Origin of the sequence: Pseudomonas ovata (assembly GCF_003131185.1) — a bacterium.
GTDB classification, from domain to species: Bacteria; Pseudomonadota; Gammaproteobacteria; order Pseudomonadales; family Pseudomonadaceae; genus Aquipseudomonas; species Aquipseudomonas ovata.
The window spans coordinates 132,114-144,022 of record NZ_QFFU01000011.1 but is presented as its reverse complement, the minus strand read 5'-3'; the positions used below and the strand labels follow the sequence as shown (position 1 = coordinate 144,022).

General features: G+C 62.6%; 5 protein-coding genes. All 5 read right to left on the bottom strand.

Going from position 1 to position 11,909, the window contains the following annotated elements; all coding sequences use genetic code 11:
• Positions 1-50: 50 nt before the first annotated feature.
• A complete protein-coding gene (gene dld / locus DGA31_RS16425; RefSeq protein WP_109513277.1) occupies positions 51-1,742 on the bottom strand; it encodes a D-lactate dehydrogenase in 1,692 nt (563 codons plus the stop codon).
• 106 nt (positions 1,743-1,848) lie between these two features.
• Complete coding sequence (locus tag DGA31_RS16420; protein WP_109513276.1) at positions 1,849-2,469, bottom strand: DMP19 family protein; 621 nt, start codon at positions 2,467-2,469, stop codon at positions 1,849-1,851.
• 21 nt (positions 2,470-2,490) lie between these two features.
• Positions 2,491-3,249 (bottom strand): hypothetical protein, encoded by a 759-nt coding sequence (locus DGA31_RS16415; protein WP_109513275.1) that lies wholly within the window; start codon positions 3,247-3,249, stop codon positions 2,491-2,493.
• Positions 3,250-3,454: 205 nt separating this feature from the next.
• Positions 3,455-10,885 carry an Ig-like domain-containing protein gene (locus DGA31_RS16410; RefSeq protein WP_241509607.1) on the bottom strand — a complete coding sequence of 2,477 codons (7,431 nt, stop codon included), beginning with the start codon at positions 10,883-10,885 and terminating at the stop codon, positions 3,455-3,457.
• A 142-nt stretch (positions 10,886-11,027) separates the two neighbouring features.
• Positions 11,028-11,864, bottom strand: a complete 837-nt coding sequence (locus tag DGA31_RS16405) for a sulfotransferase (RefSeq protein WP_056836667.1) — start codon at positions 11,862-11,864, stop codon at positions 11,028-11,030.
• Positions 11,865-11,909 lie beyond the last annotated feature (45 nt).

The window sequence follows — 11,909 nt, the reverse complement described above, 5'->3', positions numbered from 1 at the left end:
TAAGTTATTTTGTTGAAGAGCGTGGTTTCAGCCACGAAAAAGCCGGGCCTTCATGCCCAGTCCTTGCGTTTGCTGGTCTTGCCGATGCCCGGATTGCAGCTATTGGTCGGGTCCAGTGCATGAAAATGCTGCCGATGCGCCTCTGAGGCGTGGTACAGGTGGCCGATATTGTGTTCGGCCGGGTACCGGGCCCCGCGCTGGTCCAGATGCGCCAGCACCGCCGCCTTGAACGCTACGCCGTCAACGCCGGGCTTGAGGATGTAGTCCTGGTGGTTAACCAGGCAAAAGAAGTGGCCGCAGCAGCTCTGCTCCTGAACCTGCGCAGCCAATGCCGGCGGCAACTGGATCATCCACTGGTCGTCGTTGCGCCGCAGCGCCACATCCAGCGAGATCAGCCGGCTGTCGCTGTCGATACGGTAGTAATCGCAATAGAACACCGGCGTGCCGCCCACCGCGAAGCGAACCAGGAAGGCATCGGCCTGTTCGGCCTCGCTGCAATGGAACCAGTCACCGCGGCGCTCGGCAAAAAACGACGCTAACAGGCTATTCAACTGTGGCCCGTCGGCACGGTCGACCTTGATCATCAGGTGGTGCTCGAAACGCTGGTGAAACGCCATCAGGCGCGGCGCCACCGTGGCCGGCACCACCCGGTTGCCCCACTGGATCAAGCGGTCGACCAGATTGGCCGGCAGCACCCTCAGACGTTTCACCCGGGTGTCCCACAGCGCCTTTTTCTGCATGAGGCCCGGCAACGCAGAAGGCCCCAGGCGCTTGATCGCCAGGTACATGTGCCGCGCATACCGCAGGGTCAGGCGAAAGGCATTGTGGTCGATGTACTCGGCCTGGATCGGCAAGTGATCGAGGTGCTCGATCAGAAAGCGCCGCAGTTGCAGCAGTTCCTGTTCATCGTGGGTGCCGATATAGAAAGTGTCCTGGGCCTTTACCGCCTCGAAGGTGGCCAGCCGCACCGCAAATACAATGACCTTGCCCGCACAGCCGGCACTTTCATGCAGGTACTGCGGGTTGCCGTTGAAGCGAGCCGGCGTCGGGGCGTCGACGTCCTTGATCACTGCCGCATAATCGTCGGCCCAGATTTTACCCGTCCAGTCGCTGGCGCTCCCGGTGGTATAACGCCCTGCCTCCAGGTTATCGATCATCTGCTCGGGCGTATCGCCCAGTTCGATGCCCAGGTGGTTGACCAGCGCCAGGCTGCCGTCTTCGTTGATTCGCGCAAACAGGGACTTTTCGGTAAAGGCCGGGCCCCTTTGCAACAGCGAGCCGCCGGAGTTGTTGCAAATGCCGCCGACCACCGAAGCGCCGATGCAGGATGAGCCGATCACCGAGTGAGGCTCACGGCCGAAGGGCTTGAGGCCCTCTTCCAGCTCAGTCAGGGAGCTGCCCGGAAAGGCGATGATCTGCCGGGCCTCATCGATCACCTGCATGCCCTTGAGCCGGCGTGTGCTGATAATCACGACCGGTCGGTCATAATCATTGCCCTGCGGGGTCGAGCCGCCGGTGACGCCAGTGTTGGCCGCCTGCATCAGGATAATGACGCCCTGTTCCTGGCAGATTTTCAGTACCTGCCACAACTGCGCCAGGGTCTGCGGCAACACCACTGCAAGGGCCTCCCCACGACCGTAGCGAAACCCCTTGCAGTACCAGGCTTTGTGGTACGGGTCAGTGATCAGATGGTCGCTGCCGACCTGCTGGCTCAGGCGTTGTAGCGTTGACGACTCCTGCATGGATGACGCTCCTGATTTCTTGTCGTTATGGCTTCGAGTCTGTCCAGTCTATTGGGGTAGGCTGATAAGCACTAATGAGCAATAGCCATGACTCGATAACCGCCTGCTATCGACGATAGAAATGCCTGGCCGCCAAAGCAGGCACCTCCTCCATCGCACTCCATAGCTGTTCATCCAGCTCGCCACTGATCACTTCATGCTGCTCATCGCTGAGCAGCTGCATGATGTCCCAAAGCGTTTCAAGTTGCGGATGGTCTTCAAGGGGCGCGATCAATTGCCGCTGCCGGCTGACCACCGCATGGCTTTCGTGCGCACCGATGGCGGCCAGCGCCTGCAAGGCCAGGGTGCAGGTCTGATCACCCCAGTTGCAGAAAAACTGCAGGAAGCCGCCATTGTAGCCGTCAGCTTCCAGGCGCCAGAGCGCGACGATGGACTGGCCCACCGGCGTCAGGCGCTCAAGGTCCCAGTCCAGGGCGTGCAGGCGCTGCATGGCCGCATCGCACAGGTGTTCCCAGACCCAGTCGACGGCCTCGACCTTGATGCCCAGCTCGGGCCAGCTTACCGAAGTGCCCTGCTCCAGAACCTCAAAACCGGCGCGCGCCTGCGGGCTGGCATCCTGCAGCCGGCTGTAGCGTGTCAGCGGCTGGTTCAGGCTCAGGCCGTCGGCCCACTCAAGGCACAGGGTGTCGGCGTCGAAGCGGACGTTGATAATGGCGCTATCTTTCATGGCGTGCAGGGGTTCCTGAAATCAACGGGAAGGCTTTCGCCACTCATGCAAACGGTCGAGCAGTGTACACAGGCCGCCTGCCACCAGACCGAGCAGCAGGAATGGCACCATCAACCACGACAGTAGAAAGCTCCACGGCCCCAGCACGTTGGCCAGTGCCTGCGGGTCGGTGGCGATCACCGGCGCCCCGAACACCAGCCAGATCAACCCACCGCTGATGCCGCCGCCGAGCACATAGCGCCAGCGGGTCGAGAAAAAGCGTTCGATCAGCCACAGCACCGGCCAGCCGAACAGCATGCTCAGCAAGGTGCCGACCAGGGTGAAGAACATGAACATGCCGGCACTTTGCGCCAGCACCGCTGCCGCACCGCCCAAAACCAGGCCGCCTGACAGGGGCACGGCGACAATCGTCGTCCAGCGGGAACGCTCGCCCTTGGGGCGGACTTCAAGACGCTCGATGGCGCTGACCACGGCGGTGTACAGCACGCCCAGCGCCAGGCCACCCACGGCCCACATCAGCCAGGTACTGCGTGCCAACAGCACCGCCACCAGGCTCTGGAGCAGCGCGCTGATCAGGTGCCGACTCTTGAAGCGCTCGAAACGCCGGTCACCCCAGAGCAACAGCGGAATACCCACCACAATGGCGATGACCACGCCAAACAGAAACCCGGAGAACAGATTGCTCGCGTTCCAGCTCAGAGCCAGGCCTTTGGCCGTGCCATACACCAGGCCTGCACACAACGGCACGGCGCACAGGCGCAGTTCGGCATGGGGCTTCATAGTCGCTCCGCAAAGGCATCGTCTGTCGACAGAGCTATACAAGACCGCTTGGACGCGAAGAGTTCAATTCACCAGAGGCAAGAGCAGGTCGGCGCAGTGACGACCGTGACAGGCTCAAGGCTTGATACGGTCTGTGTTCATGGATGCCGCCCATTGCAGAGCGGCACCCTGAGTATCAAGTCGACCGATCAGACACCGGCCTCGCTTACGCCAGGCTTCCCAACGCCAGGGCCAGGTCCAACAACTTCTTGTTTTCCACGGCCTTCATGCTGTCCAGTTGCTGGTTCAGGGTCAGGGCACCGCTGGAAAAGCTTTGCACCGAACCGGACACGGCCCGTGTTGCCGCAGGCTGCACGGTGTCGATGGCGTAGTTGTTGGACACTGTGGTGCCGCTGCCGATATTGCCGGCCGCATCACTGACGCCGGCCTTGTTGAGGCTGATCAGGTTGGTGCTGTCGCTGATCGCGGCCTTTGGCGTGAAAGTGGCGGTCCAGGTCAGGCCACCGTTGGTGCTGGTCACGGTGCTCAAGGTGCCGTTGGCCACGCTCAGGTCGGCGTTGGTGAAGCCGCTGACGGCCTCGTTGAAGGTGATGGTCACCCGCGAGGTTTCGCCGACTTTGAGTGCTGAATCAGCCACGACGATGCTCGCCGTCGGCCTTATGGTGTCGATGGCATAGTTGCTGGATGGGGTCATGCCGCTGCCGGTATTGCCAGCCGCATCAATAACACCCGCCTTGTTAAGGCTGATGACGTTAGTGCTGTCACTGATCGCAGCATTTGGCGTGAACGTCGCGGTCCAGGTCAGCCCACCGTTGGTGCTGGTCACAGCACTCAGAGTGCCGTTGGCCACGCTCAGATCCGCATTGGTGAAACCGCTGACGGCCTCGTTGAAGGTGATGGTTACCAATGAGGTCTCGCCGGCTTTCAGGGCCAGGTCACTCATGGCGATGGTCGCCGTTGGCCGCAGCGTGTCGATGGCGTAGTTACTGGATACCGTGGTGCCGCTGCCGGCATTGCCCGCCGCATTGCTGACACCGGCCCGGTTGAGGCTGATCAGGTTGGTGCTGTCGCTGATCGCGGCCTTTGGCGTGAAAGTGGCGGTCCAGGTCAGGCCACCGTTGGTGCTGGTCACGGCACTCAAGGTGCCATTGGCCACGCTCAGGTCGGCGTTGGTGAAGCCGCTGACGGCCTCACTGAAGGAGATGGTCACCAACGAGGTCTCGCCGGCTTTCAGGGCCGTATCCGCCATGATGATGGTGGCCGTGGGTCGTACGGTAAGAATGGCGTAGTTATTGGAGACCGTGCTGCCGCTGCCCGCATTGCCGGCAGCATCGCTGACCCCGGCCTTGTTGAGGCTGATCAGGTTGGTGCTGTCGGTCACCGCACTGGTGGGTGTCAGGGTCGCGGTCCAGGTGAGCCCGCCGTTAGCGCTGGTTACGGTACTCAAGGTGCCGTTGGCCACGCTCAAGTCAGCATTGGTGAAACCGCTCACCGCTTCGCTGAAGGTGATGGTCACCAATGAGGTTTCGCCGGCTTTCAGGGAGGTATCGGCTACGACAATGGTCGCCGTCGGCCGCACGGTGTCGATAGCGTAGTTAGTGGACACCGCCGTGCCGCTGCCGATATTGCCGGCTGTATCGCTGACCCCGGTCTGATTGAGGGTGATCAGGTTGGTACTGTCGCTGATTGCCACTTTTGGCGTAAAGGTAGCGGTCCAGGTCAATTCACCGTTGGCACTGGTCACGGTGCTCAAAGTGCCGTTGGCCACGCTCAAGTCAGCGTTGGTGAAACCGCTCACCGCTTCGCTGAAGGTGATGGTCACCAATGAGGTTTCACCGGCTTTCAGCGCCGTATCGGCCAGCACGATGGTGGCCGTGGGCCGCAGGGTGTCGATGGCATAACTATCGGAGGTGGTGCCTCCACGGCCGGCATTGCCGGCAGCATCGAGCACACCGGCGTTGTTCAGAACAATCAGGTTACTGGCATCGGTCACGTCGGCCGCCGGGGTGAAGGTCGCCGTCCAGGTCAAGCCGCCGTCAAGGCTGGTCACTGCACTCAGCGTACCGTTCTCGACACTCAGGTCATCGTTGCCAAAACCGTTGACCGCCTCGCTGAAGATGATGGTCACTGTCGTGGTGTCGCCGGCCCTCAAGGCCAGGTCACTCATCTCGATGCTTGCCATTGGCCGCAGGATGTCGATGGCGTAGTTGTTGGACACCGTGGTGCCACTGCCGGCATTGCCGGCCGCATCGCTGACGCCGGCGTTATTGAGGCTGATCAGGTTGGTGCTGTCGCTGGTCGCCGCTTTCGGCGTAAAGGTAGCGGTCCAGGTCAGTCCACCGTTGGCACTGGTCACGGTGCTCAAAGTGCCGTTGGCCACGCTCAAGTCAGCGTTGGTGAAACCGCTCACCGCTTCGCTGAAGGTGATGGTCACCAATGAAGTTTCACCGACTTTCAGCGCCGTATCGGCCAGCACGATGGTGGCCGTGGGCCGCACGGTGTCGAGGGTATAGTTATTGGACACCGTGGTGCCGCTGCCGGTATTGCCGGCCGCATCGCTGACGCCGGTATTGGTGAGGCTGATCAGGTTGGTGCTGTCGCTGATCGTGCTTGCAGGTGTGAAAGTTGCAGTCCAGGTCAACCCGCCATTGGTGCTGGTCACGGTACTCAAGGTGCCATTGGCCACGCTCAGGTCGGCATTGGTAAAGCCACTGACCGCTTCACTGAAGGTGATGGTCACCAACGAGGTTTCGCCGGCTTTCAGTGCTGAATCAGCCACGACGATGGTGGCCGTCGGGCGCACGGTGTCAATGGCGTAGTTATTGGACACCGTCGTGCCACTGCCGGTATTGCCGACGGCATCGGTGACCCCGGCCCGGTTGAGGCTGATCAGGTTGGAGCTGTCGCTGGTCGCAGCCTTTGGCGTGAAAGTGGCGGTCCAGGTCAGACCGCCGTCAGTGCTGGCCACGGCACTCAGGGTACCGTTGACCACGCTCAGGTCGGCATTGGTAAACCCACTGACCGCTTCACTGAAAGTGATGGTGACCCGTGAGGTTTCACCGACAACCAACGCGTTGTCAGCCATCACGATGGTCGCGGTCGGGGCCCGGGTATCGATGCTGTAGCTGGACGAACCGGTCGTGCCTGTGCCGGCATTACCGGTTGCGTTGAGCACACCGCTGTTGGCCAGGGTGATGACGTTGCCGGTGGCCTCGATGTTGGTGTTCGGGGTGAAATCAGCAGTCCAGGTGATACCGCCATCGCCGCTGGTCGCGGTACCCAGGGTGCCATTGGCCACGCTCAGGTCGGCATTGCTGAAGCCACTGACCGCCTCGCTGAAGGTGATGGTCACAGTGGCGGTGTCACCGATCTTCAAGGCCCGGTCGCTCATCGTGATGCTTGCCGTTGGCCTTACCGTGTCGATGGCGTAGCGGTCAGAATCGGTCGTGCCGCTGCCGGCATTGCCGGCGGCATCAAGCACGCCGGCATTGTTCAGGCTGATGACATTGCTGGCATCGAGCAGATCGGCCGTCGGGGTGAAGGTCGCCGTCCACGTCAGGCCGCCGTCGCTGCTGCTCACCGCACTCAGGATGCCGCTCTCGACGCTCAGGTCGTCGTTGCTGAAATCGCTGACCGCTTCGCTGAAGGTGAGGGTGACCCGCGAGGTTTCACCGGCAATCAGCGCGCTGTCGCGCATCACAATGGTCGCGGTCGGGGCCAGGGTGTCGACGCTGTAGCTGGCCGAATCGGTCGTCCCTGCACCGGCATTGCCGGTTGCATTGACCACACCGCTGTTGGCCAGGGTGATGACGTTGCCGGTGGCCTCGATGTTGGTGTCCGGGATGAAATCAGCAGTCCAGGTGCTACCGCCATCGCCGCTGGTCATGGTACTCAGGGTGCCATTGGCCACGCTCAGGTCGGCATTGCTGAAGCCACTGACCGCCTCGCTGAAGGTGATGGTCACAGTGGCGGTGTCGCCGACCTTCAAGGCCCGGTCACTCATCGTGATGCTCGCCGTTGGCCGCACAGTGTCGATGAAGTATGGCGTGGACGCCGTGGTCCCGCTGCCCGCATTGCCGGCGGCATCCAGCACACCGGCAGTGTTCAGGCTGATGACATTGCTGGCATCGAGCAGATCGACCGCCGGGGTAAAGGTCGCCGTCCAGGTCAGGCCGCCGTCGCCGCTGCTCACGGCGCTGAGCGTGCCGTTCTCGACCGTCAGGTCGTCGTTGCTCAAACCGCTGACCGCCTCGCTGAAGATAATGGTCACTGTCGCGGTGTCGCCGGCTGTCAAGGCCAGATCACTCATCGCGATCGTCGCCGTGGGTCGCCGGGTATCGATGACGTAAGTGGTGGACGCCGTGCTGCCGCTGCCAGCATTGCCGACGGCATCAAGGACACCGGCGTTGTCCAGGCTGATGACATTGCTGGCATCGAGCAGGTCGACCGCCGGGGTGAAGGTCGCCGTCCAGGTCAAGCCGCCGTCACTGCTGCTCACCGCGCTGAGCGTGCCGTTCTCGACCGTCAGGTCGTCGTTGCTGAAACCGCTGACCGCCTCGCTGAAGGTAATGGTCACCGTCGCGCTGTCGCCAGCCTTCAAGGCCAGGTCGCTCATCGCGATGCTTGCCGTGGGCCGTAGGGTGTCGATGACGTAGGTATTCGATACCGTGCTGCCGCTGCCGGTATTGCCAGCCGCATCGCTGATCCCAGCGTTGGTGAGGCTGATGACATTGCTGGCGTCGAGCAGATCGACCGTCGGGGTGAAGGTCGCCGTCCACGTCAGGCCACCATTGGCGCTGCTCACCGCGCTCAGGGTGCCATTCTCGACGGTCAGGTCGTCGTTGCTGAAACCGCTGACCGCCTCACTGAAGGTGATGGTGACTGTTGAGCTTTCACCGACACTCAACACACTGTCGGCCATGACAATGCTGGCGATCGGCCGCAGGCTGTCAATGCTGAAGCTGTTGGAGGTCACAGACACGCTGCCGGTATTGCCCGCCAGGTCTTTGATATGGGCAGTGTTGAGGACAAGGGTGCTGGCGACGGCGATGACGTCGTCGGTCGGGGTGTAGCTCGCCGTCCAGGTGGTGCCACCGTCGGCACTGCCGAGCCCACTCACGCTGCCGTCCGGCGCCAGCAGGTCGGTCACATCAAAGTCGGTCACCGCCTCGCTGAAGGTGATGGTCACGGTGGTGGCCTGGCCACTTTTGAGCGCCGTGTCGGTCACGGCGATGGTCGCGGTCGGCGCCAGGGTGTCGATCGCGTAGCTGGCCGTGCTGCTGCCCGCCCCCGTATTGCCGGCCGCATCCAGTACACCGGTGTTGTTCAGGGTGATCAGATTAGCGGCCGTCTGCACATTGGCGGCGGGTGTTAAGGTCGCGGTCCAGGTCAGGCCGCCATCGCTGCTACTCACAGCGCTGAGCGTGCCGTTCTGCACCGTCAGGTCGGCCAGGGTCAAATCGCTGACGGCCTCGTTGAAGGCAAAGGTCACCCGGGTCGTTTCGCCGGCTTTCAGGTCAGCATCAGCAACGGTGATGGCCACTGTCGGGCGCAGGGTGTCGACAGTGTAGTTGCCGGAACTTGCATTGCCGGTCCCCGCCGTGCCGCCGAACAGCACCTTGGCCAGGTCCAGGGTGATGACGTTGCTGGTGTCGTCGATGTCCACGTCCGGGGTGAAGGTGGCGGTCCAGGTGATCCCGCCATCCGTGCTGCTGACCGGGCCAAGCGTGCCGTTGGCCAGCACCAGGTCGCTGCTGTCGAAACCGGTCACCGCCTCGCTGAACGTCAGGGTCACCTGCGTGGTCTGGCCCGCCTGCAAGCTGCTGTCGGCCAGCGCAATGGTGGCCCTGGCGTAGTCGAGGTTCAGCGTGCCCAGGTTGTGAAGCGTGTCCACACCTGCAGGGGTGGCACCGTCAAGCGCTACATACCTCTCGCCGATGACACCTCCCTTGCCGCCGTTACCGCCAGCGCCATCGTTACCGGTCATGCTTGCGTAGCTGGTGGTATTGATATTGAGGGTGCCGGCGTTCCAGATCGCTCCGACGCCAAGCCCGCCAGCGCCGGCAGCATATCTCGGGTCGTCGGGCTCATACATGTCATAGATGTATGTGCTGCCGCCGGCACTGCCACCCCCACCGGCGCCGGCGTTGTCGGTAATACTCGAACGACCGATGATGGTCAGCACCGCCCCGCTGCTGTTGAAGATGCCACCATTGGCATCTCCGCCTTTGCCGCCGCCTGACAGATAGCCACCGACGGCGCCGCCGCCGCCCCCAATCCTGATGGACGCGCTGCTGGCCGAGCCACCGGTGCCACCGGATGCATATAGACGACCATTAGACTGCCCCCCTGCGCCGCCTGTAGTAGAACCACCGGATGCGCTCCAGGCAGAGTAGAACCTAGTTGTACCGCCCTTGCCGCCGGTTCCAGAGCCACCAAGGCTTCCGGGATCACCGTAGCTGTCACTGCCGCCAGAACCGCCCCCGATGCCAGGTCCAGTATCACCCTTGACACCGCCACCACCACCGCCACCATTACCGTAAATACGGTAGGGTGAAGTGGGTTGATTCGCCCCCCCGCCCCCCGAGGCGGCATTGGCTGTCACCGTGACGTTATTGAGTGTCAGGTTGCCACTATTGGCAATCCCTGCCCCCAAAGATGAGGCAGGCAAGGTTTGAAAGTCGGCACCATTACCGGCAATCAGCCCCCTGGTGACGACCAGGCCATCGAGCGTCACCGTGCTGCCCGAGGTCACTTCCAGCACGCGGCTCTTGTACTGGGCGTCGAGCGTAATGTCAGCGGTGCCGTTGTTGTCCAGGTCGCCATCGAGGGTGATGTTCTTGCTGATGGTCAGTTGGCTGTCGAGCAGCACCGTCGCGCCGGGGGTGCTGAAGGTGATGATGTCACCGGCCTGGGCGCTGGCCAGGGTGTTGCGCAACGAGGCGCTGTTGCCGGTGTCGGCGTAGTTGCTGACCACCAGGGTCTGCAGGCCCCACTGGTAACCGTCCCTGACCTGCTGCGAGAGGGCACTGGTGCTCTCCAGGCTGCCGGTGGCCACTTCCAGGCTCCAGTCGCCGCCCATGCCGGTGCGGTTGCTCGACGCGGCGATGTCGCGGCCGGTGCTGATGGCCAGGGCGTTGACAAAATCGAGCCCCTCCTCGCCTTCGGCGGTGTTGCAGGCGTAGATCAGGATATCGCCACCGGCGTTCATGTCCTGGCCGATCTGCGCCAGCACGCCGCTGTACTGGTTGAGGTTGTCGCTCGACAGGTGGGTGCTGCCCAGCCACAGGTCGCCGGCATTGCCGTGAGCGATGATCTGCACCGAGCTGACGCCCGAGTGCGCGTCCAGGTACTCGGCAATCTGTTGCAGGCCTTCGCGGCTGGCATCCAGCCTGACCACGTCGGTGCCGGCGGCCACGCCGGCGATCAGGCTGTCACTGTCCTTGACCCGTGCGTCGACGAACACCACGGTCTGGCCCGGCTCGGCAGGGCCGGTGGGGGTGATGTCGGCGGTGGCATGCGCACTGTCCTGGCCGGCATTGCTGTCGGCGGTGGTGTTCGCTGCGGCCTCGGCCGCTGCCGGGTGCTCGGTCGCGGTGTCGGCCACGGTCGCGGCCACCGCGCCGTCGAACAGCATGCGCGGCTCCAGGCACAGGATCATGGGCGGAACGGGAACGGTCTGAGCTGAACCGGCAGGCTTGACGGTCCGAGACGCTTTTTTATTCCACCACATGCTGCTCACCCAGGATTGATCGTTGCAACGGATATGAAAACGGCGGTCAGATGACCGCAGCGTCTGATTTCATGCGAATAACGTGGGCGGCACTGCCTGCGGCGTCATTCCAGAAGGACAACTTTGAATACTGCTCGAACAGGTCGGGCGGCAGAATCGTGCGCCGGGGTTCATGCGTGACCCTGGGCTTGACCTTGTGCAGGCCGGACACGCCCAGCGCTTCGTCGAACTGCGGCGCGTCATAGACGATGTGATTGAAGTCGTGCTCGAACCAGGGCTCGCCAATGAATTGATACACCAGGCGCAGGACCTGCTCGGGCGACTGCGACAGCAGGTCGTAGTCGATCAGCAGCAACGAGTCGGCCTGTTCGCCGTAATAGGCTTCCTTGAGCGCCGCCCAGGCAAAGCCGACCATGCGGTTGCGCTGCGCCAGGGTATCGACCCGGCTATAGACGGTATTGCGCTCGTCGGCATCGCCAAACAGCTTGGTGTTCTCGAACGGATTGGCGCGGTAGACGCGCTCGATGCTGTCCATGATCCAGGCCACATTGCGCACACAGGCAATGACTTTGGCCTTCGGGAACAGGTCATTGACGGCGGACATGCGCGAGCACCAGCCGCGGTTGGTGTCGAAGATCAGCGAGGTCTCGGGCTTGTCGGCGTAATAGGAACTGAACAGGCCGCCCAGCAGGCGGCGACGCAGGTCGGTGTCGATCACCGAGGCAAATTCGCTGCCGGCGCTGCACTGCCCCAGCACGCCTGAAAACAGGCTGAACACCGGACTGCTCATGCCCGCATGAAAACGCGGGTTCTGTAAAAGAATGGCCGACAGCAGGGTCGAACCCGAGCGCGGCAAACCGGAAATGAAATGAAAGTTCGGCAAGGGCTGGGCTCGCGGGTCGACCGTGAAAGAAGGCGAGCATAACCG

Coding starts and splice junctions, on each gene's coding strand:
- dld (WP_109513277.1), bottom strand. CDS start 1,742: ATGCAGGAGTCGTCAACGCTACAACGCCTGAGCCAGCAGGTCGGCAGC.
- DGA31_RS16420 (WP_109513276.1), bottom strand. CDS start 2,469: ATGAAAGATAGCGCCATTATCAACGTCCGCTTCGACGCCGACACCCTG.
- DGA31_RS16415 (WP_109513275.1), bottom strand. CDS start 3,249: ATGAAGCCCCATGCCGAACTGCGCCTGTGCGCCGTGCCGTTGTGTGCA.
- DGA31_RS16410 (WP_241509607.1), bottom strand. CDS start 10,885: ATGCTGTTCGACGGCGCGGTGGCCGCGACCGTGGCCGACACCGCGACC.